This is a genomic window from Roseateles sp. GW821-FHT09G03, assembly GCF_059416045.1.
In genome coordinates this window covers 391481-413432 of the sequence record NZ_JBWKOK010000002.1, presented here as the reverse complement: position 1 = coordinate 413432, position 21952 = coordinate 391481, and the positions used below count along the sequence as shown (strand labels likewise).

21 protein-coding genes are annotated in these 21952 nt (G+C 70.0%); 15 read left to right on the top strand and 6 right to left on the bottom strand.

Annotated features, from left to right (window positions below; genetic code table 11):
* Window positions 1-20 precede the first annotated feature (20 nt).
* The 3 genes from AC07OZ_RS09030 (at window position 21) to AC07OZ_RS09020 (ending at window position 2860) form a co-directional block, all read left to right on the top strand.
* Window positions 21-632: a hypothetical protein gene (locus tag AC07OZ_RS09030; protein WP_495466817.1), complete on the top strand. Its 612-nt coding sequence runs from the start codon at window positions 21-23 to the stop codon at window positions 630-632.
* A gap of 101 nt (window positions 633-733) precedes the next feature.
* Complete coding sequence (locus AC07OZ_RS09025; RefSeq protein WP_495466816.1) at window positions 734-1318, top strand: hypothetical protein; 585 nt, start codon at window positions 734-736, stop codon at window positions 1316-1318.
* Between the two features lie 270 nt (window positions 1319-1588).
* Entirely contained in the window at window positions 1589-2860 is a 1272-nt protein-coding gene (locus AC07OZ_RS09020) for a Glu/Leu/Phe/Val family dehydrogenase (protein ID WP_495466815.1), read from the top strand.
* Between the two features lie 64 nt (window positions 2861-2924).
* Here AC07OZ_RS09020 and AC07OZ_RS09015 read toward each other — a convergent pair whose 3' ends face one another.
* Both AC07OZ_RS09015 and AC07OZ_RS09010 read right to left on the bottom strand, forming a co-directional pair.
* A complete protein-coding gene (locus tag AC07OZ_RS09015) occupies window positions 2925-3503 on the bottom strand; it encodes a DJ-1/PfpI family protein (protein ID WP_495466814.1) in 579 nt (192 codons plus the stop codon).
* A 70-nt stretch (window positions 3504-3573) separates the two neighbouring features.
* The gene (locus AC07OZ_RS09010) at window positions 3574-4323 is read right to left on the bottom strand and encodes a phosphatase PAP2 family protein (RefSeq protein ID WP_495466813.1); all 750 of its coding nucleotides are present in this window, start codon (window positions 4321-4323) and stop codon (window positions 3574-3576) included.
* A 164-nt stretch (window positions 4324-4487) separates the two neighbouring features.
* Here AC07OZ_RS09010 and AC07OZ_RS09005 point away from each other — a divergent pair, with 164 nt between their 5' ends.
* Genes AC07OZ_RS09005 through AC07OZ_RS08980 form a run of 6 tightly spaced genes read left to right on the top strand, consistent with a single transcriptional unit; the run spans window position 4488 to window position 9673 of the window.
* Window positions 4488-5150: a response regulator transcription factor gene (locus AC07OZ_RS09005; RefSeq protein ID WP_495466812.1), complete on the top strand. Its 663-nt coding sequence runs from the start codon at window positions 4488-4490 to the stop codon at window positions 5148-5150.
* Window positions 5147-6466, top strand: a complete 1320-nt coding sequence (locus tag AC07OZ_RS09000) for a sensor histidine kinase (protein ID WP_495466811.1) — start codon at window positions 5147-5149, stop codon at window positions 6464-6466. The genes AC07OZ_RS09005 and AC07OZ_RS09000 overlap by 4 nt, the downstream gene beginning before the upstream one ends.
* 30 nt (window positions 6467-6496) lie before the next feature.
* Window positions 6497-7486 carry a KpsF/GutQ family sugar-phosphate isomerase gene (locus AC07OZ_RS08995; protein WP_495466810.1) on the top strand — a complete coding sequence of 330 codons (990 nt, stop codon included), beginning with the start codon at window positions 6497-6499 and terminating at the stop codon, window positions 7484-7486.
* 44 nt (window positions 7487-7530) lie between these two features.
* Window positions 7531-8130 carry a KdsC family phosphatase gene (locus tag AC07OZ_RS08990; RefSeq protein ID WP_495467355.1) on the top strand — a complete coding sequence of 200 codons (600 nt, stop codon included), beginning with the start codon at window positions 7531-7533 and terminating at the stop codon, window positions 8128-8130.
* Entirely contained in the window at window positions 8130-8900 is a 771-nt protein-coding gene (lptC, locus tag AC07OZ_RS08985; RefSeq protein WP_495466809.1) for an LPS export ABC transporter periplasmic protein LptC, read from the top strand. The genes AC07OZ_RS08990 and lptC overlap by 1 nt, the downstream gene beginning before the upstream one ends.
* Window positions 8897-9673: an SDR family oxidoreductase gene (locus AC07OZ_RS08980; protein WP_495466808.1), complete on the top strand. Its 777-nt coding sequence runs from the start codon at window positions 8897-8899 to the stop codon at window positions 9671-9673. Before lptC ends, AC07OZ_RS08980 begins: the two co-directional genes overlap by 4 nt.
* A gap of 152 nt (window positions 9674-9825) precedes the next feature.
* Here the strand turns inward: AC07OZ_RS08980 and rbp are convergent, their stop codons facing one another.
* Window positions 9826-10344, bottom strand: coding sequence for an RNA-binding regulator (gene rbp, locus AC07OZ_RS08975; RefSeq protein ID WP_067280428.1), 519 nt, complete (start codon window positions 10342-10344; stop codon window positions 9826-9828).
* A 305-nt stretch (window positions 10345-10649) separates the two neighbouring features.
* Here rbp and AC07OZ_RS08970 point away from each other — a divergent pair, with 305 nt between their 5' ends.
* From AC07OZ_RS08970 to AC07OZ_RS08950, 5 genes are all read left to right on the top strand, one after another.
* Window positions 10650-11594, top strand: a complete 945-nt coding sequence (locus tag AC07OZ_RS08970; RefSeq protein WP_495467354.1) for a helical backbone metal receptor — start codon at window positions 10650-10652, stop codon at window positions 11592-11594.
* Window positions 11595-11602: 8 nt separating this feature from the next.
* Window positions 11603-12343, top strand: coding sequence for a two-component system response regulator CreB (creB, locus tag AC07OZ_RS08965; protein WP_495466807.1), 741 nt, complete (start codon window positions 11603-11605; stop codon window positions 12341-12343).
* A gap of 6 nt (window positions 12344-12349) precedes the next feature.
* Window positions 12350-13876: a two-component system sensor histidine kinase CreC gene (gene creC / locus AC07OZ_RS08960; RefSeq protein ID WP_495466806.1), complete on the top strand. Its 1527-nt coding sequence runs from the start codon at window positions 12350-12352 to the stop codon at window positions 13874-13876.
* Window positions 13877-13937: 61 nt separating this feature from the next.
* Window positions 13938-15362: a cell envelope integrity protein CreD gene (creD, locus tag AC07OZ_RS08955; protein WP_495466805.1), complete on the top strand. Its 1425-nt coding sequence runs from the start codon at window positions 13938-13940 to the stop codon at window positions 15360-15362.
* A gap of 70 nt (window positions 15363-15432) precedes the next feature.
* Window positions 15433-17136, top strand: coding sequence for a GMC family oxidoreductase (locus AC07OZ_RS08950; RefSeq protein WP_495466804.1), 1704 nt, complete (start codon window positions 15433-15435; stop codon window positions 17134-17136).
* Window positions 17137-17146: 10 nt separating this feature from the next.
* Here the strand turns inward: AC07OZ_RS08950 and AC07OZ_RS08945 are convergent, their stop codons facing one another.
* Together AC07OZ_RS08945 and AC07OZ_RS08940 are read right to left on the bottom strand one after the other, a co-directional pair.
* Window positions 17147-18523 carry a leucyl aminopeptidase family protein gene (locus tag AC07OZ_RS08945; protein ID WP_495466803.1) on the bottom strand — a complete coding sequence of 459 codons (1377 nt, stop codon included), beginning with the start codon at window positions 18521-18523 and terminating at the stop codon, window positions 17147-17149.
* A gap of 184 nt (window positions 18524-18707) precedes the next feature.
* A complete protein-coding gene (locus AC07OZ_RS08940) occupies window positions 18708-19118 on the bottom strand; it encodes a thioredoxin family protein (RefSeq protein ID WP_495466802.1) in 411 nt (136 codons plus the stop codon).
* Window positions 19119-19340: 222 nt separating this feature from the next.
* Between AC07OZ_RS08940 and AC07OZ_RS08935 the strand changes: the two genes are divergently transcribed.
* Window positions 19341-19505 (top strand): hypothetical protein, encoded by a 165-nt coding sequence (locus tag AC07OZ_RS08935; RefSeq protein WP_157522821.1) that lies wholly within the window; start codon window positions 19341-19343, stop codon window positions 19503-19505.
* A gap of 56 nt (window positions 19506-19561) precedes the next feature.
* Here AC07OZ_RS08935 and AC07OZ_RS08930 read toward each other — a convergent pair whose 3' ends face one another.
* Complete coding sequence (locus AC07OZ_RS08930; protein ID WP_495466801.1) at window positions 19562-21892, bottom strand: DEAD/DEAH box helicase; 2331 nt, start codon at window positions 21890-21892, stop codon at window positions 19562-19564.
* Window positions 21893-21952 lie beyond the last annotated feature (60 nt).

The window sequence follows — 21952 nt, the reverse complement described above, 5'->3', positions numbered from 1 at the left end:
TTCACGAGGGAGATCCACGCATGACTGCCATCGTCCGCGGCGCCAGCCTGGCGCGCGTGCTGGGCGCTTTCGCGCTCGCCATCAGCCTGACCGGCTGCATGAGTGTCTATGTCGACAACCGGCCGGCGGAAGTTCCGTCCAGCCAGTTCGCCAAACCCGCCGAACCGAAACCGGTCCAGCTGTTCTTCGAATTCCAGACCAAGGGCGTGCAGAACCAGCAGGCCACCGCCCTGCTGAAGGGCCGCATCACGGACCAGGTCCGCACCAGCGGAGTCTTCAGCACCGTGTCCGAGACGCCCGTCGACGGCGGCGCCTCGCTCAGCATCGTGCTGGACAACGTGCCCACGTCCGACGACGCGTTCAGCAAGGGTTTCGTCACCGGGCTGACCTTCGGCCTGGTCGGCTCGCAGGTCGGCGACGGCTATCTCTGCACCGCGACCTATCGCGCGCCCGGCGCCGCCGAGCCTGTCGTCAAGCAGTCCCGCGGAATCCTGTGGGCCACCGTCGGCGCCAAGTCGTCGCCCGAGGGCGCGACCAAGGCCGACAGCATCGACGCCGCCATGACCCGCATCTCCCGCCAGGTCGTCAGCAACGTGCTGAACGACGTGACGCGCGATCCGACGTTCCGCTGATCGCTGCGGATCGCGGCTGATCGCCGCGGTCTGCCCGCTCGCGCAGCTCCTCCCTCCGTCCAGGTTCCATTCCTCATTTCGAGTTTCGAGAAAGCACTCCCATGACCTCGTTCCTGATCCGCGCCGCCCGCCTGACCATGGTGCTGGCCGCCACCGCCGCACTGACCGCCTGCGTGACCGCCAAGATGCCCGCGCCGTCGTCCAGTGCCGCCAACGTCGAGAAGCTGCGCGCCGCCAAGGCCGCGCCCTCGCAGGTGGGCACCTTCAAGCTCGCCGCCGGCAAGCCGGCCGGCATGGACACCGAGCTCGGCGGCCTGCGCGGCTCGTCGATGCAGCCGTCCGCCGGCACCTTCTCCGGCCAGCTGCGCGATGAACTCGCCGCCGAACTGAAGGGCGCGGGCCTGCTCGACGCGGCCAGCCCGGTCGTGATCGAGGGCGAGCTGACCGACAGCCGCGTCGACGCCGCCATCGGCACCGGCACCGGCCGCCTGGCCGCGCGCTTCGTCGTCAAGCGCAACGGCCAGAAGGTCTTCGACAAGGAACTGGCCGCCGAGTCGAGCTGGGAGTCGAGCTTCGTCGGCGCGACCGCCATCCCGCTGGCGATCAACCAGTACGGCGCGCTCTACAAGACGCTGATCGGCAAGCTGCTCGACGACGCGGAGTTCCGCGCCGCGGTCAAGGGCTGAGCCCTGGCCGACCCCCTCACGGCGTCGTGACGTCGTGCGAAAAACAGGCCCAGCGGGGCCTGTTTTTCATGGGGCGCGCGTGACGAAGGCGTGGCGCGGGCATGGCGCGTCCACGCCGGAAGTGGCTTGGCTTTGGTCATGTCCCGGGCGCAAACTAGCCGCCTTATGCATGGGGCGCATGCCCGCATGTGCACTCGGCTTTGCCGCACGTGGCGGACGGGCAGGGCTTCGGGGTACCGTTCGCGCCACCGAAAAGTTACGGAGCATTTCATGCCCAACCTGTCTTTCGTTTCCCCCACGCGCAACAGTCCCTGGGGCACCTACCTGTCCCAGATCGACGCCGTCGAGCCCTATCTGGGCAAGCTGGCCCGCTGGGTGGAAACGCTGCGCCGCCCCAAGCGCGCGCTGATCGTGGACATCCCCATCGAACTCGACAACGGCACCATCGCCCACTTCGAGGGCTACCGTGTCCAGCACAGCCTGACCCGCGGCCCCGGCAAGGGCGGCGTGCGCTACCACCCGGACGTCACGCTGGAAGAAGTGATGGCGCTGTCGGCCTGGATGACGGTCAAGAACGCCGCGGTCAACCTGCCCTACGGCGGCGCGAAGGGCGGCATCCGCCTGGACCCGAAGACGCTGTCGATGAAGGAGCTGGAGAAGGTCACCCGCCGCTACACCAGCGAGATCGGCATGATCATCGGCCCGACGCAGGACATCCCCGCGCCTGACGTGAACACCAACGGCCAGATCATGGCCTGGATGATGGACACGTACTCGATGAACGTCGGCGCGACCGCCACCGGCGTCGTCACCGGCAAGCCGATCGCGCTGGGCGGTTCGCTCGGCCGCGTGGCCGCCACCGGCCGCGGCGTGTTCGTGGTGGGTCGCGAGGCGATGCGCCGCTTGAACGTGAACCTGGAAGGCGCGCGTGTCGCCGTGCAGGGCTTCGGCAACGTGGGTTCCGTGGCTGCCAAGATGTTCGCCGCCAACGGCGCGATCGTCGTCGCGGTGCAGGACCACACCGGCACCATCCTGAACGAGAACGGCCTGGACATGACCGACCTGCTGGACCACGTGGCCCGCACCGGCGGCGTGGGCGGCTTCAAGGGCGCCGACCGCATCGACAACGAGAACTTCTGGGACGTGAAGTCGGACATTCTGATCCCGGCCGCCCTGGAAGGCCAGATCACCGGCGAGCGCGCCAAGCGCGTGCAGACCCGGGTCGTCATCGAAGGCGCTAACGGCCCGACGACGCCGGACGGCGACGCCGTGCTGGCGGACCGCGGCATCATCGTCGTCCCCGACGTGATCGCCAACGCGGGCGGCGTGACCGTGTCCTACTTCGAGTGGGTGCAGGACTTCTCGTCGTTCTTCTGGACCGAGGACGAGATCAACGTCCGCCTGGACAAGATCCTGGTCGGCGCGTTCAAGGGCATCTGGGATACGGCTGAGCACCACAAGATCCCGCTGCGCACGGCGGCGTTCACGGTGGCCTGCACGCGGGTGCTGGAAGCGCGCGAGGAGCGCGGCCTGTATCCCTGAGTCATCGCCCGCGGTTTCTCGCGGTTACGGTACGAACGGGCGCCTCGGCGCCCGTTTTTCGTTGTCAGTGCGTGATCTTCGTGCCGAGCACCACGAGGAACTGCGCAATCCACGCGGGATGCGCGGGCCAGGCCGGCGCGGTGACGAGCTTGCCGTCGGTGACCGCCTGGTCGACCGGGATGTCGGCGAAGCTGGCGCCGGCCAGCTCGACTTCCGCCGCGCAGGCGGGATAGGCCGAGACCTTCTTGCCCCGGATGATGCCGGCCGCGGCCAGCAGCTGCGCGCCGTGGCAGATCGCCGCGATGGGCTTGTCGGCCTGCGAGAAGTGCTGCACCAGCGGGAGCACGCCCGGCATCGTGCGCAGGTACTCCGGCGCCCGGCCGCCGGGGATCACGAGCGCGTCGTAGTCCTGCGGCTTGATGTCGTCGAAGCTCGCGTTCAAGGTGAAGCGGTGACCCGGCTTCTCGGAATAGGTCTGCGCGCCTTCGAAGTCGTGGATCGCCGTCAGGACGAAGTCCCCGGCCTTCTTGCCGGGGCAGATCGCATGGACCTGGTGTCCCACCGCCTGCAGCGCCTGGAACGGCACCATCAGCTCGTAGTCCTCGACGTAGTTGCCGGCCAGCAGCAGCAGTTTCTTGCCCATCGCATCTCTCCAGAGTCGGTTGCAGGAGCAACGATTCTGGGAGGCCGGGATCGTCAGGACGATGAATCCGTCATGTACCCGCGTCGGCGTCGCGGGCTCGCAGCCAGGGCGCCGCGACGACCGCGAGCGTCCAGCAGATCCAGGCGGTCCACATCGTGTGGCTCGGGTAGTGCGCGCCGCGCGCCATCTGGGCGAAGCCATAGAGTACGCCCAGGGACACCACCGCGCCGAGCGCGACCCGGGCCTGCCGCGGATAGGCCCGCCGCAGCATGAAGAACAGGCTGAAGAAGGCGAAGGCGGAACTCGCATGTCCCGAGGGGAAGCAATGGCCAGGACCACCGTCCCGCAGGCCGAAGCGCCAGTGCGAGACATAGTGCGCCACGCCGCCGAACTCGGCCAGGTCCCAGGGGCAGCTCGTCGTGCTGCCCTGCTTCATCAGCGGGATGACGATCAGGCTGACCGCCGTGAGCGCCACCGCGCCCCAGCGCTCGCGGCGCGTGAGTCCGGGCCACAGCGGCCGGACGGCATTGATCACCAGCATCACGGCCAGTCCGGTGGCCACCCAGCGACCGCCTTGATGCAGCAGGCCCGAGGTCATCCAGTGGTCGCGCAGCGCGAAGCCGTGCGCATCGGCGAACAGCCGCACGACGGCCAGGTCCCACCCGGCCAGGTCCCACAGCAGCAGCGCCGCCAGCCCGGCCATCGCCACGAGCCATCCGCGCCGCAGCGCCGGGAGCGACATCGCCCCGACGGGCGACAGGACCGGCGACGCGGTCGAACCGGCGCCGAGCTGGAGGGAGGACAGGGGATGCGGCTTCACGGGGTGCAGTGGGCGCTCCGGCGCTGAAGTCGCCCTGAAGCCAAGCTGAAGGCCGGCTGAAGACCCGCGACGCTTCGCACGCCGGGTCGGGCGCTCGCGCAGTGTGTCGACGGCTGCTATCTTCCCGTCTCGACGATCCGGCCCGACAGGCCGCTGCCACTGCCATGCGACTGCTGCTCCTCGAAGACGACGAACTCCTCGGCGAGGCCCTGCGCGACTTCCTGCGCGCCGAGGGCCACACGGTGACCTGGGCCCGGCGCCTGTCCGAGGTGCTGCCCCGCCAGCACGAGGAATTCGAGGCGCTGCTGGTCGACTGGCAACTCCCCGACGGCTCGGGCCTGGACTGGCTGCGCGGACTGCGCCAGCGCGGCGTGTCGACGCCGGCCTTGATGCTGACCGCCCGGGACCTGCTCGCCGACCGCCTGCAGGGGCTGGACAGCGGCGCCGACGACTACCTGGTCAAGCCCTTTGCGCCGGAGGAACTCGCCGCCCGCCTGCGCGCGGTCAGCCGCCGCCATGTAGGGGCGAGCAGTTCGCAGCGGCGGTACGGCGATGTCGTGCTCGACCTCGCGGCCAAGCGCGCGACGCGGGACGGCCAGGCGGTCGAGTTGACCGCCCGCGAATGGGCCGTGCTGGAGGCGCTGGCGCAACGCGCCGGCCGGCTGTACCCGAAGCGCGATCTCGAACTGCAGGTCCTCGGCGACGACGCCGAAGTCCTGAGCAACGCGCTGGAGGTCCACGTGTCGAGCCTGCGCCGCAAGCTCGGCCGCGAATTGATCGAGACCGTCCGGGGCCTGGGCTATCGCCTCGGGCCGGAGGCCGCGTGACCGTGCATGTGCCCGCGGGCCCGCGCCGCCCCTCCATCGCCGGCCGCCTGGCGCGCCAGCTCCTGATGATCTCCGCCTTCTGGGCGCTGCTGGCCGGCGTCAGCGTCTGGCTGGTCGTGCAGGAGGAGGTGGACGAGTTGCTCGACGAGACGCTGCAGGCGTCTTCGCAGGTGCTCGGACAGTTGCTGCGCCAGGGCAGCGCGATGCCGGCCGAGATCGCCGACAACGACGATCTCAGCACCCATTTCGCCTGGCAGCTCGTCGGGTCGGACGGCGCGCTGCTGCATCGCTCGCCGCTCGCGCCGGTGAATGCCTGGAAGCTGCCGCCCGGCTTCAGCGACTGGCAGGACGATGGCACCGACGGCGATGACTGGCGCGTCCACGTGCGTCCGCTGTCCACGGTCGCCGGGCCGGGCTGGCTGATGGTGGCGCAGACCAGCGCCGAGCGGAAGGAAGTGCGCAGCCGCGTCGGCTTGGCGAGCGCCCTCTCGGCGCTGCTGGTCGGCGGGCTCTGCATGATGTGGATGAACCGGCGCGCGCGGGCCGAGCTGGCGCCGCTGGCCGAGCTGTCCGGCGCGCTCGCCGACTACGACCCGCTCGACACGCGCCAGCTGTTGCCGGAGCAGCACCGGCAGGAACTGGCCGGCATCCGCGCCGCGGTGCTCGACCTCGGACAGCGGCTGGCGCAGCGCGTGGCCAACGAGCGTGCTTTCAGCGCGCATGCGGCCCATGCGCTGCGCACCCCGCTCGCGGGCATGGACGCGCAGCTCGCGATGGCGCTGCGCGAGGCCCCGCCCGAATCACGGGCCCGGCTGCAGCGCACGCGCGAGGCCGCCGACCGGCTGCGCCGCGTCGTGACCGCGTTGCTGACGCTGTTCCGCACCGGCATGAGCCTGCGCTGGCAACGCCTGGATCTGATCGAGCTGCTGTCGCTGCTGCCGCTGCCGGACGGCCTCGCGCTGGACCTGCCGGAGGACGAGGCAGGTATCGACGCCGACCCCGACCTGCTTGCCGCCGCGCTGATCAACCTGATCGACAACGCCTGGCGCCACGGCGCCTCGCGCGTGCAGTTGCGCCTGCACCGCCAGCCCGACGGCGGCCTCCTGCTGCAACTCACGGACAACGGCGAAGGAACGGCCGATTGGCAGCGGGTGGACCTCAACGACGCACTGGAGCGTCAACAGTACGAAGGCCGCATGGGCCTGGGCCTGATGATGGCCGACTTGGTGGCGCGCGCCCATGGCGGCGACCTGCGCCTGCCTCCCGTGGACGGGGGCTTCGGCGTGGCGATGCGGCTCGGTCCGGCGCCGGACTGAATCGACCCCGGCGGCTACACTTTCGCCCTTATGACGACCCATGCCGCCCTCACCCATTCCCGCGCGCTCGACGTGGCCCGCGCGGCCTTGAAAGTCGAGGCCGACGCGCTGCTCGCGCTCGGTCCGCGCCTCGGCGAATCGTTCGAGCAGGTGGTCCGGACGATCCTTGACAGCACCGGCCGCGTGGTCGTGATGGGCATGGGCAAGAGCGGCCACGTGGGCCGCAAGATCGCCGCCACGCTCGCGTCCACGGGCACGCCGGCCTTCTTCGTCCATCCGGGCGAAGCCAGCCATGGCGACCTCGGCATGGTCACCCCCGGCGACATCGTGCTGGCGCTGTCCAACTCCGGCGAGAGCGATGAGCTCAACGCCATCATCCCGGTGCTCAAGCGCCTGGGCGTCACGCTGATCGGCATGACCGGCGGACTGTCGTCGTCGCTGGCCAAGCATTCGAACTTCGTGCTGGACTCGCGGGTCGAGCAGGAGGCCTGTCCCCTCAACCTCGCGCCGACGGCGAGCACCACCGCGCAGATCGCGCTCGGCGACGCGCTGGCCGTGGCGCTGCTCGACGCCCGCGGCTTCCGCGCCGAGGACTTCGCCCGCTCGCATCCGGGCGGCTCGCTGGGCCGCCGTCTGCTGACGCATGTCCGCGACCTGATGCGCAGCGGCGATTCGCTGCCGCGCGTGAGCGCGGAGATGCCGCTGCTCGACATGATGCGGGTGATGTCCGACAAGGGCCTGGGATGCGCGGTGCTGGCCGATGCCGACGGCAAGGTCGGCGGCATCTTCACCGACGGCGACCTGCGCCGCCTGATCGAACGCGGCACCGACCTGCGCGGCCTGACCGCCGGGCAGGTGATGCATCCGAATCCGCGCACGGTGGCCGCCGACGCGCTGGCCGTCGTCGCGGCCGACCTGATGGAGCAGGCGCGCATCACGCTGGTCCTCGCGGTCGACGACGAGCAGCGCCTCGTCGGCGCGATCAGCATCAACGACCTGATGCGCGCGAAGGTGATCTGATGAGCGGCACGCCTTCCTACACCCCGGGCAACCCGGCGGCGGCGATGCCGGCCGTGGTGCGTGAACTCAAGCCCGCCCTGTCCTTCCCGCCCGAACTGCTGCTGAAGGCGCAGGGGCCGGCGCTCGGCCTCAAGGCCGCCATCTTCGATGTCGACGGCGTGCTCACCGATGGCCGCATCTACCTGAGCGAGGCCGGCGAGACCATCAAGGCCTTCGCCACGCTCGACGGCCACGGCATGAAGCTGCTGGCGCAGGGCGGCATCGTCCCCATCGTCATCACCGGCCGGGACTCGCCGGCGGTGCGGCGCCGGGTGGCCGACCTCGGCCTGCCGCACGCGGTCTACGGCGCGAAGAACAAGCTGGCCGCGGCGCAGCCGCTGCTCGATCAACTGGGTCTGCACTGGGATGAGGTCGCCGCGATCGGCGACGACTGGCCCGACCTGCCGCTGATGGTGCGCGCCGGCTTCGCGTGCGCACCGGCGCAGGCCCATGCCGAGGTGAAGGCGGTGGCGCATCACGTCACCGCCGCAGCCGGCGGCCACGGTGCCGCGCGCGAGTTCTGCGACCTGCTGCTGATGGCGGCCGGCCAGTACGCGAAGCTGCTGCACGGCCACCTCGAGACCCTGGACGGGAGCGGGCACTGATGGCGGCTCTCGTTCCGCCGCCGACCGCCCCGCGCCGCCGCGCGCAGCCGCTGCTGTGGCGCCTGCAGTCGATGCTGGCCAACTACGTGCCGCTGCTGCTGATGGCGATGCTGGCGGGCTTCACCTGGTGGCTCATCAAGAACACGCCGCAGCTCGAGGCGCCGCGTGAGAAGACCGCGCCCAAGCATGAGCCGGACTACCGGATGAACGGCTTCGAGGTGCAGCGCTTCAGCAGCGACGGCCGGCTGACCGGCCGGATCATCGGCACCGAGATGCGCCATTACCCGGACAACGACACGCTCGAGATCGACAGCCCGCAGCTGCGCGCCTACGGCAAGCTCGACGAGCTGCTGGTCGCGGACGCGCAGCGCGGCGTGTCCAACGGCGACGGCAGCGAAGTGCAGCTGCTCGGCGACGTGAAGGTCAAGCGCTATCCCAACGGGGACACGGCGCAACCGCCGGACCTGGAGCTCTACGGCGAGTTCCTGCACGCTTTCGTGCCGCAGCAGCAGATCCGTTCGCACCTGCCGGCGCGGGTCGTCGGCATGGGCGGCGAGATGCAGGTGAAGAGCTTCGTCTACGACCAGCTGACCGGACGCCTCACCTTCAGCGGCGGCGGTCGCGCGACCTTTGCCGCGCAACCCGGCGTGCGGCCGTCCCTGCAGCCCGCGAAGGCCGCCGGTCCTGCTGCCGGTCCTGCTGCCGCCAAGCCGGCTGCCAGACCTGCCACGGCGGCTTCCGGCACGGCGACCTTCAGCAGCAAGCCATGACCCCACTTGTCTACATCACCGGTGCCTCCAGCGGCATCGGTCAGGCGCTCGCGCTGCAGTACTACCGCGAGGGCTGGAACCTCGCGCTGGTCGCGCGCCGCGTCGAGGAATTGAGCGCCTGGGCCGAGCAGCAACGCCTGGAACCGTCCCGCTGGCGCGTGTACCGCGCCGACGTCAGCGACGTGGAAGCCATCGCGGCCACCGGTCGCCGTTGCATCGCCGAGCAGGGCCTGCCCGACGTCGTCATCGCCAACGCCGGCATCAGCATCGGCATGGACACGGCGATCTACGAGGACCTGGCCGTGATGCAACGCCTCTACGCGACCAACAACATCGGACTGGCCGCGACCTTCCATCCCTTCGTCGGCCCGATGCGGGCGCGCCGCAGCGGCACGCTGGTCGGCATCGCCAGCGTCGCAGGGATCCGCGGGTTGCCGGGACACGGCGCTTACTGTTCCAGCAAGGCCGCGGTCTTCAGTTATTGCGAGAGCCTGCGCGGGGAATGTCGGCCGGATGGCGTCAAGGTCGTGACGATTGCGCCGGGGTATGTCGATACTCCGCTGACCCGCGAGAACCGGTATGGCATGCCCTTCCTGATGCAGCCCGAAGACTTCGCGCGCAAGGCCTATGCGGCCATCGCGGCGGGCGCGCGCGTGCGCTTCATTCCGTGGCAGATGGGCGTCGTGGCGCGCGTCATGCGGGTGCTGCCGGGCGCGGTTTTCGACCGGCTGCTGGCGGGGCGTCCGCGCAAGCATCGTCAGGGCGAGACCTGACCCTGGCGCACTGCCACGGCCGCTGTCCCTCACCCCTGCCCTCTCCCGCAAGCGGGAGAGGGAGCAAGAGGGGCTGATCACCAAAAGAAAAGGCGCTCCGAGGAGCGCCTTTTTCATTGCGAGGCGGGATCGACCCGCCTGCCGTGCGTGGCTCAGTAGCCGCCGCGACCGCCGCCGTAGCTGCCGCCGCCGCCACCACCGTAGCCGCCACCGCCGCCGCCGCCGTAACCGCCGCCGCCGCTACGGCCACCGCCGTAACCGCCGCCGCCGCCACTGCGACCACCGCCGCCGCCACCACCGTAGCCGCCGCCACCACCGCCGCCGTAGCCGCCGCCACCGCTGCGGCCACCGCCGCCGCCGAAGCCGCCACCACCGCTGCGGCCACCGCCGCCGCCGAAGCCGCCACCGCCGCCCGGACGGTCTTCACGCGGACGAGCCACGTTGACGACGATCGCGCGGCCGTCGAGGGCCTGACCGTTCATGCCGTTGATGGCAGCCTGCGCTTCATCGTCCGTCGACATTTCCACGAAGCCGAAGCCCTTGGAACGTCCGGTCTCACGATCCATCATGACCTTGGCGGAAATGACGGTGCCGAATGGCGCGAATGCCTCCTGGAGCGACTCGTCTCGCACGCTGTAAGCGAGGTTGCCCACGTATAGCTTGTTTCCCATGGGGGAAGCCCTTTCAAAACCAAATAACCCAATGTGCTGCTTCAACCCATCGTGAACCACTCATACGAAGGCGCTGCATTCAGGCGATCCGATTATGTGTGACAGGATTGGCGGTTCGCAACGCGTCAAGCTGGTTGTTGTTTTTCAGCTTATGCGCGCAAACCCCGAGCAGTGCCAGAGGCGCTCAACAATCTCCGCCTCCAACGTCTTGGTGGGGCAAATCAGACTCCTGACTCGCTCCATCTCGCCTTGGTGTTTTCCACTATGCGGATGCAACCCTGCTGAAATCGCACAACGTGTCGCCCATCGCACCGCCACTCCCACTTCAGGACGAGGTCCCGGCCGCACCGCGGCTGCGCATCGTCTCGCTGGTTCCCTCCGTGACGGAACTGCTGTTCGCACTCGGATTGGGCCCTTGGATCGTCGGCCGCACCGGTTTTTGCATTCATCCCGCGCCGGCGGTGTCAGCAATATCAAAGATCGGCGGGACGAAGGACGTCAACCTCCGGAAGCTGCGGGCGCTGGCCCCCAGCCATGTGATCGTCAACGTGGACGAGAACCGCCTCGAAACGGTCCAGGCCTTGCGCACGTTCATCCCCCATTTGGTGGTGACGCACCCCTGTGGGCCGGAAGACAACCTCGCCCTCATCGCGCAGGTCGTGGACATGGTGGAGGTTTTTGCCGCCGAACTGGGGGTCAGGTCTGAACCCTCCGGCAGAAAAGTCATTCCGCCGGACGAAATTTCCTACCTCGAAGGGGCGCTGCCGGATGTCCCTGAACTGCGTGACCGGGCCGAACGTCTCGCGGCCCGGTTGCACGAGGAGTTGGCCGCCTGCCGGTCCTTCCTCGCCGATCGTTCCTTGGCACAGGCGAGGAGGCCCCGCGTTCTTTACCTGATCTGGCGCGCGCCGTGGATGACGGTGGCGCGCGACACCTACATCGCGCGCATGCTCGCCGAGGTGGGATGGCAGACGTGGCCGCCGGTCGACGGCGGTCCGCATGGCGCAGCGCGCTATCCGGTCGTGGCGGGCGACGAGCCCTGGCTGGCGGAGATCGACGAGTTGCTGCTCAGTTCGGAGCCCTACCGTTTCGGCGAGGAGCATCTGGCCGAAGCGCAGGCGCTCTGCCCGAACGCCCGGGTGCGGCTGGTCGATGGGGAACTGATCAGTTGGTACGGCCCACGCGCCGCCGACGGCTTGCGCTACCTTCGCGAACTGGCCGGCGCGGAGCCCCGTGCAACTCCGCGATGATCTCGGCCATGAGCACGTCTTCCGCCGCCTCGCCATCCGTCTCGTCGCCACCGAGGGCAGCCGCGCCGTCCGCCGGCCAGATCCTGCTGCTGGAAGACGACCCCGCGATCGCCCAGACCGTGAGCTTCGTGCTGGAGCGCGAGGGCTACCGGGTCCACGCCTGTGGCTGGCTGCACGAGGCGCGTTCGGCGCTGGCCTCGAACGCGCCGGACCTGGCGATCCTCGACGTCGGCCTGCCGGACGGCAACGGCCTGGACCTGTGCCGCGAGCTGCGCCAGGGCCCGCTGGCGCGGCTGCCCGTGCTGGTGCTGAGCGCCCGCAGCGAGGAGGGCGACAAGGTGCTCGGCCTGGAACTGGGCGCCGACGACTACCTGGCCAAGCCGTTCAGCAACCGCGAGCTCGTGGCGCGCGTGCGGGCGCTGCTGCGCCGTGCCCAGGCGCCGGTGGAACCGGCCGCGCCTGCCGTGGCCGGCTTCGTGGTCGAGGCCGAAGGCTCCCGCGTGCGCTTCCATGGCGAACTCCTGCCGCTGACCCGCCGCGAACTGGGTCTGCTGCTGCGCCTGCTGAAGGCGCCCGGGCGCATCCACAGCCGGGACAGCCTGCTCGATGCCGTCTGGGGCATGGATGCCGACAGCAGCGACCGCACCGTGGACACGCACATCAAGACGCTGCGGGCCAAGCTGCGCCAGGTGCGGCCCGACCTCGACCCGATCCGCACGCACCGCGGCATGGGCTATTCGCTGGAGTGACGGCGGATGCGCCTCGGCCTGCGACTGTTCCTCGGCTTCTTCCTGGTGGCGGGGCTGAGCGCCTTCATCCTGCTGCGCGTCGTGCTGGGCGAGTTCAAGCCCAGCGTGCGCGAGGTGATGGAGGACATGATGGTCGACACCGCCAACCTGGTGGCCGAATTGGCGCGCGACGAGCTTGCCGCGATGCCGCCCGGCGGGGACCTGTCCGGCACGCGATTCGCGCAGCGCGTGCGTGACTACGCCGAGCGCCCCGTCGACGCGCGCATCCTCAGCGCCCGCAAGCGCTCGCTGGACTTCCGGATCTACGTGACGGACGCGGGTGGACGCGTCGTGCTGGACACCAGCCCCGTCCCGGCGGTCGGCCAGGACTATTCCGCCTGGAACGACGTCGCCCGCACCTTGCGTGGTGAATACGGGGCGCGCTCGACACCGGAGAAGCCGACGCTCTATGGCAATGCCGACGAATTGGGCAACGGCAAGGACGGGCAGGGCGGTCCGGTGATGTACGTCGCGGCGCCGGTGCGTCTGGACGGCCGCACGATCGGCGTCGTGACCGTCGCCAAGCCGGCGGCCGCCGTACAGCAGATCATCTATCGCGCCGAGCGCCGCATCTGGATCGCGGGGCTCGGCCTGCTGGCGGTCTCGCTGGCGGTGGGTGTCGCGGTGACCGCGTGGATGATCCTCACGGTGCGGCGCCTGCGGCGCTACGCGCAGGAGGTCCAGCTCGGCGAGCGCCAGGCGCCGCCGAAGGTGCCCGGCGAACTGGGCGACCTGGCGCAGGCGATGGACGCGATGCGCGAGCGCCTCGACGGTCGTGAGCGCCTCGAGCACCTGGTGCGCGCGCTGACGCATGAGCTCAAGAGCCCGCTGGCCGCGCTGCGCGGTGCCGGCGAACTGCTGCAGGACGAACTGCCGGACGCCGATCGGCAGCGCTTCGCCGCGCAGGTGGTCTCGCAGAGCGAGCGCATGACGGAACTGGTCGAGCGTCTGCTCGCACTGTCCACGCTGGAGCTCCGGCGCGGGCCGGAGCATCCGCGTCCAGTGGCGCTCGTCGGCGCGGTCGACGAGGCACTCTCCCTGCTCCGCGACCGGCTGGAGCAGCAGGGACTGACGGTGCGCTGGCTGCGCCGCGATGCGGTCGAACTGCAGGCCGACGCCGAGATGCTGGCGCTGGCCATCAGCAACCTGCTGACGAACGCGATCGACTTCGCGCCAGCCGGATCCGAACTGGCACTGCAGGTCGGCATTGAGCCTGTGACGGACGCTCAGGAGTCCCGCGCGTCCTTCGCCTTCTTCGAACTGCGCGACCACGGCCCCGGCGTGCCGCCGGGCGCGTTCGCGCAACTGGGCGAGCGCTTCTTCTCGACGGCCCGGCCGGGCAGCCTGCGCAAGGGCTCCGGCCTGGGTCTGGCCATCGCGCGCCAGATCGCCGGCCTGCATCGCGGCGAGTTGCGTTTCGAACCGGCCGAGCCTGGTCTGCGGGTGCGGCTCGCCTTCCCGCTCTTCACCGCGGCCTCACAAACTTCGTCCTGAGCTCACGGCCGCTGCCGAGACTGCCGCCTTCCGTGTATCGCCGAGGGGCGAGGAGAAGGGGATGCAGATGAAGGCGCTGTGGTGGAAGCTGGTGATCCTGGGCGGCGTGACGCTGCTGCTGCTGTTCGTACTGTTGCGGATCGGCTGGCTGGTCGACGAGCGGCAGGAGCGCCAACGCGCCGCGGAGGCCGGCGTGGCCGCAGCGCAGGCGGGACCGCAGGTGCTGCTCGGCCCGATGGTGCAGCGCAGCTGCACGGAGGAGTGGGAGTCCGTCAACGGCATCGGCAAGGACCTCACGAAGACGCCGGAACGGCGCGATTTCGTGCTGTCTGCGGTACCGACCGAGCTGAAGGTCGATGGTGCGCTGAACCAGGAGCAGCGAGAGCGCGGCCTGTTCAAGGTGAACGGTTACGCCGGCGAGGTGACGTTGCAGGCGCAGTGGACCTCGCTCGGTGCGTTGACGCCGGTGGCGGAACACAAGGGCAAGTTGAGCTGCGAAGACCCGCGCGTGATGTTCGCCGTCAGCGACGCGCGGGGGCTGCGCGCCGTGAGCGTCAAACGCGGTACCGAGACGCTGCAGGTCCGACCCGGGACCCGTCATGACAGCTACGCGCACGGCTTCCATGCATCGCTTCCGGACCAGGCGACGGAGCAGCCGCTGACCCTGTCGTTTGCGATCAACCTGGTGGGGATGACGGACTTCGGCATCGTGCCGGCCGCCTCGGTGACGCAGGTCAAGCTGCGCTCGAACTGGCCGCACCCGAGCTTCGGCGGCCGCTTCCTGCCGATGTCCAAGCGGATTGACGAACGCGGGTTCGAAGCGCAGTGGCAGGTCACCGAGCTCGCCACGACCGCGCCACGCGATGTCCTCGCCGGGTTCTCGCTGCCCGGCGTAGAGCGCGACCCCGATGCCGCCCGCGCCTATGCACCGAACCCGGTGCCGGGTCGGGAGGCCAAGTCGGGCATCGTGGCCGACACGCTGGCGTTCTCGATGATCGACCCGGTCAATCCGTATGTGATGAGCGACCGCGCCATCAAGTACGGCCTGATGTTCATCGTGCTGACCTTTGTCAGCGTCGGTCTGCTGGAACTGCTGTCCCGCCGCCGCGTCCACCCGGTGCAGTACCTGCTGGTGGGTCTGGCGATGACGCTGTTCTTCCTGCTGCTGCTGAGCCTGTCCGAACACCTGAGCTTCGCGCTGTCCTATGCGCTGGCGGCAGGCGCGGCGATCGGGCTGCTGGCGTTCTATGGCGCAGCCATGCTCGGCACGGCGCTGCGCGGGCTGGGGTTCGGCGCGCTGGTGGCGGTGCTCTACGGCGCGCTGTTCGTCCTGCTCAACCTGGAGAAGGCCTCGCTGGTGGTCGGTGCGTCGCTGCTCTTCGCGGTGCTGGCCATGGTCATGACCCTGACGCGGCGCATCGACTGGTACGCCCTGAACGGGCGCACTGCGGAGCGACCGGAAGAAGAGGCCATCGGCTCTTGGTGACAACGTGGTTGCCGGCCGCCCGTGGCTAGTTCAGCATGGGTCTTCACAGACCCATCACGACAAGAGAGACATGGGCGGAGACAACCCAAGCAACGATCGCGAAGCGGCGCCCGAGACCGCCTCGGGCCGCTTCGACTTCATCATCGTGGGCGCCGGCACCGCCGGCTGCCTGCTCGCCAACCGGCTGAGCGCCGACACATCCAAGCGCGTGCTGCTGCTCGAGGCCGGCGGCCGCGACGACTACCACTGGATCCACATCCCTGTCGGTTACCTGTACTGCATCGGCAATCCGCGCACGGACTGGCTGTTCAAGACCGAGCCCGACGCGGGCCTGAACGGGCGCAGCCTGCGCTACCCGCGCGGCAAGGTGCTGGGCGGGAGCTCCAGCATCAACGGGATGATCTACATGCGCGGCCAGACCCGCGACTACGACGGCTGGGCCGAGGCCGCCGGCGACGACGCGTGGCGCTGGGACGCGGTGCTGCCCTACTTCCGCGAGCACGAGGACCATTGGCGCCTGGACGAAGGCGCCGAACGGCCGCCCGGTTTCGATCCGGCGATGCACGGGCACGGCGGCGAGTGGCGCGTGGAGAAGCAGCGGCTGCGCTGGGCGGTGCTGGACGCGTTCGCGGCCGCGGCGCAGGAAGCGGGCATCCCGGCGACCCCCGACTTCAATCGCGGCAACAACGAAGGCGTGGGCTACTTCGAGGTCAACCAGCGCAACGGCTGGCGCTGGAACACGGCGAAGGCGTTCCTCCGGCCGGCCTGCTATCGGCGCCCCAACTTCGAGATGTGGACCGGCGCGCACGGGCAGCGGCTGCTGTTCGAGCAGATGGACGGCGAGGTCCGCTGCGACGGCGTCCTCGTGCGCACGCCGCAGGGGCTGGAGACGGTCCGCCTGAATCCGGGCGGCGAAGTGCTGCTCGCGGCCGGCGCGATCGGCTCACCGCAGTTGCTGCAGCTGTCGGGCGTCGGCCCGGCGGCGCTGCTCCAACGGCACGGGATCGACGTGGTGAAGGACCTGCCTGGCGTTGGCGGCAACCTGCAGGACCACCTGCAGATCCGCGCGGTCTTCCAGGTGGGCGGCGTCAGCACGCTCAATACGCTGGCGTCGAGCTGGTTCGGCAAGGCGCGCATCGGACTCGAATACGCGCTGCGCCGCACCGGTCCGATGAGCATGGCGCCGTCGCAGCTCGGTGCGTTCGCCAAGAGCGGACCGGACAAGGACTGGCCCGATCTGCAGTACCACGTGCAACCGCTGTCGCTCGATGCCTTCGGCGAGCCGCTGCACGCGTTCAACGCGTTCACGGCCAGCGTCTGCAACCTGAATCCCACCAGCCGGGGCACGGTCGCGATCCGTAGCGCCGATGCGGCCGATGCGCCGCTGATCGCGCCCAACTACCTCAGTACCGCCGAGGACCGCGACATCGCGGCGCGCAGCCTGAGGCTGACGCGGCGCATCGTCGAGCAGCCGGCGCTGTCCCGCTACCGGCCGCGCGAACACAAGCCGGGCGTCGAGTTCCAGACCGATGAGGAGCTGGCCCGCCTGGCCGGCGACATCGCCACGACGATCTTCCATCCCGTCGGCACCTGCCGCATGGGCCGCGCCGACGACGAGAACGCCGTCGTCGACAGCCGCCTGCGCGTTCGCGGCGTCGCCGGCCTGCGCGTCATCGACGCGAGTGTCATGCCGACGATCACCAGCGGGAACACCAATTCGCCCACGCTGATGATCGCGGAGCGCGCCGCCGCCTGGCTGCGCGCCGGGGAGTGAACGGCGCCGATCAGGCGCTGAAGCGTTCCTCGAGGTAGGCCAGCAGCGTGCGGATCGTCTGGGCCTCGCCGCCGACCGGGCGGCCCGGACGTGCGATGTCGTTCCAGGCGAACAGGTCGATGTGCAGCCAGTCCTGCTCGGCCGGGATGAAGGCTTCGAGGAACAGCGCCGCGTTGATCGCGCCGGCCAGCGCGCTGCGGCCGGTGTTCACGATGTCGGCGATGCTCGACGTGATGCCTTCCTTGTAGGGCGACCACAGCGGCATGTGCCACAGCGGGTCGTCCATCTTCAGGCCCAGGTCGACCAGGTCGCGCGCCGTGTCCATGTGCTTGGAGAACAGCGCCGGCAGCTGCGCGCCCAGCGCGATGCGCGCCGCGCCGGTCAGCGTGGCCAGGTCGATGATCAGTTCGGGCCTGGACTCGGTGGCGTAGGCCAGTGCGTCGCACAGGATCACGCGGCCTTCGGCGTCGGTGTTGCCGATCTCGATGTGCAGGCCCGCGCGGGTCTTGATCACGTCGCCCGGACGGTAGGCGTTGCCGCTGATCGAGTTCTCCACAGCCGGGATCAGCACCTGCAGGCGCACCGGCAGCTTCAGCGCCATGATCAGCGTGGCCAGGCCCAGCGTGTTGGCCGCGCCGCCCATGTCCTTCTTCATCTGGCGCATGCCGTCGGCCGGCTTGATGTCCAGGCCGCCGGTGTCGAAGCACACGCCCTTGCCGACCAGCGTCAGGCGCGGGTGCTTGTCGCTCCCCCAGTTCAGCTCGATCAGGCGCGGCGCGCGGGTGCTCGCGCGGCCGACGGCGTGGATCGCGGGGAAGTTCTTCTTCAGCAGGTCGTCGCCGACGATCTCCTTGAACTTCGCGCCGTGCTGCTTGCCAACGACAGCCGCGGCCTTGGCCAGCTCTTCCGGCCCCATGTGCTCGGCGGGGGTGTTGACCAGGTCGCGCACCGCGGTCATCGCGGTGGCGATCGCCAGGCCGCGCTGGCCGTCCGGGCTGCTCTTGATCAGCAGCTGCGCCGGCTCGCGCTTGCGCGGCTTGTAGAGGTCGAACTGGTAGCAGCCCAGCTCCCAGGACATCGCGGCGGCCTCGTCCTGCAGCGGCAGGCCGTCGGGCGACAAGGTGTAGGCGCCTTCGGGCAGCGCGAGCGGCAAGGCCGACAGCGCGAACGGGTGGGCGGCGTGCGCCACGCCGGCGAAGACCTGCGCCAGCTTGCCGTCTTCGCCCGGCACCAGGGCGAAGGTGTCCGGCGCGGCGGAGAAGCCCAGCGTCGCCAGCCATTGCTGGGTGCGCTTGGGCAGCTTCGGGGCGAGAGCCTGGTAGGCGGCGCGATCCAGCGCCAGGATGGGCGTGGCGCGAGCCACCGAGTTCTTGAATTGGACGTTCATCGATGCAGCGGCGCGCCGCGGGTCGCGCGGAGGGCCGGCCTTGGGGGTTGGCGGTGGCGCATTCTCGCTCGCCCTCCCTCCGAAGGTGGGGGCACCACGCTGTTCGGGGGCGTGGTGGCGACGAGCGTCGCCCTTGTCCCTCAAATGGGCTGCGGTACTGCGGCGGCCGGGGTCTGGGAAGCGCTCAGCAGGACTGTCGCAGACGCGACAGCAGCGACTGCGCCGCAGCGGTGGTGCCGGCTGGCGCGTTGGGACTGGCGGCGGACATCGCGGGGTTGTCCTGGGCGGCCTGGATCAGCCGCTGCGCCGCGGCCGGCCCGGGCAGCACCGGGCCGATGAAGCACACCCGCTCGCCCTGGCCGATCAGCAGCGTCGGGAAGGTCTCGACTTCCAGGTCGTCGACCAGCTCGGAGTCGTCCTCGATGTCCACCCACAGGAAACGAGCGCCCGGATGCTGCTGACGCAGCGTCGCGAAGTCGTCCCGGTAGGTGTCGCAGGTCCGGCACCAGGCCGCGCACAGGCAGGCGACCAGCAGGTCGGAAGACCCCTCGGAAGCGGGAGCCGGCAGGGGCGACGGGGTGGAAACAGCAGACATGGGGCCGGAGCTTAGCCGAGTTGAGCCGATGGCAACTTCGTTCGCTATTCGTCCAAAGCACCAGCATGGTGCCCAGTGCGTGACGATGGCGCGAGCTTTGTTCAGATTTGTGAGGAGCCTGTCAACGGCGTCCCAATGGGCCGCGTTAGCTGGCACAAAGCGGTCATTGCAAGCGGTCTTCCCCCCGCCCCAGGCCGCCGAAAGCCAAGAAGGTCCCCGACCATGATGAAGTCCCAAACCCGCACCGAATCCCAGCCGCGCCGCCTCCCGATGCCGGAACTGGCGCAGCACGACAAGGGCCGCAAGCACGAAGCCTTCGAAGTCGCCAGCCTGGGCTGCGACCGCCGCAGCGTCGCGCGCGCCCTGCGCTTCGACCGCAAGCGCTGAGCCCCTGAGCGGAGCCGCCCCGAGTCCGGGCGGCGGCCTCGCTCCCCAGCGCCCCGTCAGTCCTCGTCGTCCGGAGACTGCAAGGGCGCCAGCAGCCGATCGATCTCGTCGGCGCTGAACTTCTCCAGACGCTCCCCCCCGTCACGGCCCAGCATGCCGTCCGCCAGCGCCCGCTTGCGGGCCTGCAGCTCGAGCATGCGCTCCTCGATCGAGCCCTCGATGGCCAGCTGGTGGACGAACACCGGCCGCGTCTGGCCGATCCGGTGCGCCCGGGCATGGGCCTGTGCGTCCACCGCCGGGTTCCACCAGGGGTCGACCTGGATGACGGTGTCCGCCGCCGTCAGCGTCAGCCCCACGCCGCCCGCCTTCAGGCTGACCAGCATCAACGGCGCCTCGCCGGCCTGGAACCGTCGCACCACCTCGCCCCGTTTCCCTTCCGGCGTCGCGCCGGTGAGCGTCATCAGCGGGATCCGGAGTTCGTCCATCGCGGCCTCGATCAGGTCCAGCATGCCGGTGAACTGCGAGAACACCAGGATCGTCCGACCCTGGGCGATCATCTCGGGCACCTTCTCCCGGATCCATTCCAGCTTGGCGGCCTCCATGCCGTGCGGGACCTCGACCCCTGGCACCAGCCGCGGATCGCAGCAGACCTGGCGCAGCTTCAGCATCGCGTCCAGGACGGACATGAGCCCGGAGCCGAAGATCTCCGACTCCTTCAGCAGCCGCCGCACGAGGTGGTCGGCGCCGATCCGCACGCTCTCATACAGCTGACGCTGGCGTCCCTGCAGCGGGATGCGCTGGGTAAGGACCGTCATCGGGGGGAGATCCTTGGCGACCTCTTCCTTCAAGCGCCTGAGGATGAACGGCCGCACGCGGGAGGCCAGCTCCCGGGCGCGGCGGGCGTCGCCGGTCTGTTCGATCGGCTTGCGCCAGTGCCGCGCGAAGGAGCGCGACTCGCCGAGGTAGCCCGGCATCAGGAAATCGAACTGGGTCCAGAGTTCGCCCAGGTGGTTCTCGAGCGGGGTGCCGGTGAGCACGAGGCGCTGATCGGCCTGGAGCCGGCGCAGCGCCCTTGCGGCCCGCGACCGGGGGTTCTTCACGGCCTGGGCTTCGTCCAGCACCAGCACCGAGAACTTCGGTTTCGAGAGCGCCCGCACTTCCCGCCATGCCAGCCCGTAGCTGCAGAGGAGCAGGTCGATGTCGCCGAGGCGCTTCATCACCTGGGCCCGCTCGGCCGGATCGGAGAGCGTGGCCACCCGCAGGTCGGGCGCGACCCGCGTGGCCTCCTGCGTCCAGTTGAAGATGAGCGAGGTCGGCGCGACGACCAGCGCCGGCGACGTGAGCCGCCCGGCCTGTTTCTCGACCAACAGATGCGCCAGCGCCTGCGCGGTCTTGCCCAGGCCCATGTCGTCGGCCAGGATGCCGCCGAGTTCCTGACGTGCCAGGTATTGCAGCCAGGCCAGGCCCTGCAACTGATAAGGGCGCAGCGTGATGCCCAGACCTTGCGGCGCGGCCGATGCCGGCGGCGGACCGGCGTCGCGCAGGCGCTCCCACATCGTTCGCAGCTCGTCGGCGCCGAAGACCTGCCAGCGGCTGTCCGGCACGTCGAGCGCCGCCAGCCGCGCGGCTTCCCAGGAAGTGAGCTTCACCGGCCCGCGCCGTGAGCGTTGAGCGACCAGGACGTCCAGCAGGTTGAGCATCAGCCGCTTCAGCGGCGCCGCCGTGGTGTGCAGTCGCCGTCCGCCGGGCGCCTTCAAGCTGATGATGGCGTCATCGTCGATGCCGGCGATCGCGTCGGCGTAGAGCCAGCGGCGGTCCTTGCGCAGCAGGTCCCAGATCATCGGCGCGAGGTCGACACGCTGCCCCTGCACCGTCACGCCCAAACTGAGCATCCAGGAGCCCTTGCGGCGCGACAGCGCCAGCGTCGGCAGCCGGTCGCCCGGACCGGGCGCAATGGCGGTCCGGACGTCGACCGGCTCGTCGCCCTCCGGCTGGACTTCCAGCGACCATGCGTCGATCGCGACGCTGTGATGGGCGAAGCCGGGCAGGAAGTCGATCTCCCAGCCGAGCTTGCGCAGCCGCGGCACCTCGTCGGCGGCGAAATCGGGGAACAGGTCTTCCTGCTCCAGCGTCCAGCACGGGGTCAGTCCTCGCCCGAAGGACGCGTCGCGCCACTGCAGCATCTCCACGTCCACCGGATGCAGCGGCAGCGCCTGCCATTGCTCCAGCGCCGCCGGATCGGCCGGCCATCGCTCCAGCCGCAGCAGCGACACGCGATCGCCCCGCGGCCCCAGCTTGCCGTGCGGCCGCAGGCCGAGCAGGCCGTCGCCGCGGTTGAGCGTCTGAAGGATCAGCTTCGGAGGGAGCGGGGAAGGCGGCGCGGTCATCGGAGAGGCATTGTCGACGCGCCGCCGACCTGCCGGCCCGATGCACCGGCCCGATGCTCC

Excerpts from the sequence above, each read along its gene's own strand:
- AC07OZ_RS09030 (WP_495466817.1), top strand. The coding sequence starts at position 21 with ATGACTGCCATCGTCCGCGGCGCCAGCCTGGCGCGCGTGCTGGGCGCT.
- AC07OZ_RS09025 (WP_495466816.1), top strand. The coding sequence starts at position 734 with ATGACCTCGTTCCTGATCCGCGCCGCCCGCCTGACCATGGTGCTGGCC.
- AC07OZ_RS09020 (WP_495466815.1), top strand. The coding sequence starts at position 1,589 with ATGCCCAACCTGTCTTTCGTTTCCCCCACGCGCAACAGTCCCTGGGGC.
- AC07OZ_RS09015 (WP_495466814.1), bottom strand. The coding sequence starts at position 3,503 with ATGGGCAAGAAACTGCTGCTGCTGGCCGGCAACTACGTCGAGGACTAC.
- AC07OZ_RS09005 (WP_495466812.1), top strand. The coding sequence starts at position 4,488 with ATGCGACTGCTGCTCCTCGAAGACGACGAACTCCTCGGCGAGGCCCTG.
- AC07OZ_RS08995 (WP_495466810.1), top strand. The coding sequence starts at position 6,497 with ATGACGACCCATGCCGCCCTCACCCATTCCCGCGCGCTCGACGTGGCC.
- AC07OZ_RS08990 (WP_495467355.1), top strand. The coding sequence starts at position 7,531 with ATGCCGGCCGTGGTGCGTGAACTCAAGCCCGCCCTGTCCTTCCCGCCC.
- lptC (WP_495466809.1), top strand. The coding sequence starts at position 8,130 with ATGGCGGCTCTCGTTCCGCCGCCGACCGCCCCGCGCCGCCGCGCGCAG.
- AC07OZ_RS08980 (WP_495466808.1), top strand. The coding sequence starts at position 8,897 with ATGACCCCACTTGTCTACATCACCGGTGCCTCCAGCGGCATCGGTCAG.
- rbp (WP_067280428.1), bottom strand. The coding sequence starts at position 10,344 with ATGGGAAACAAGCTATACGTGGGCAACCTCGCTTACAGCGTGCGAGAC.
- creB (WP_495466807.1), top strand. The coding sequence starts at position 11,603 with ATGAGCACGTCTTCCGCCGCCTCGCCATCCGTCTCGTCGCCACCGAGG.
- creC (WP_495466806.1), top strand. The coding sequence starts at position 12,350 with ATGCGCCTCGGCCTGCGACTGTTCCTCGGCTTCTTCCTGGTGGCGGGG.
- creD (WP_495466805.1), top strand. The coding sequence starts at position 13,938 with ATGCAGATGAAGGCGCTGTGGTGGAAGCTGGTGATCCTGGGCGGCGTG.
- AC07OZ_RS08950 (WP_495466804.1), top strand. The coding sequence starts at position 15,433 with ATGGGCGGAGACAACCCAAGCAACGATCGCGAAGCGGCGCCCGAGACC.
- AC07OZ_RS08945 (WP_495466803.1), bottom strand. The coding sequence starts at position 18,523 with ATGAACGTCCAATTCAAGAACTCGGTGGCTCGCGCCACGCCCATCCTG.
- AC07OZ_RS08940 (WP_495466802.1), bottom strand. The coding sequence starts at position 19,118 with ATGTCTGCTGTTTCCACCCCGTCGCCCCTGCCGGCTCCCGCTTCCGAG.
- AC07OZ_RS08935 (WP_157522821.1), top strand. The coding sequence starts at position 19,341 with ATGATGAAGTCCCAAACCCGCACCGAATCCCAGCCGCGCCGCCTCCCG.
- AC07OZ_RS08930 (WP_495466801.1), bottom strand. The coding sequence starts at position 21,892 with ATGACCGCGCCGCCTTCCCCGCTCCCTCCGAAGCTGATCCTTCAGACG.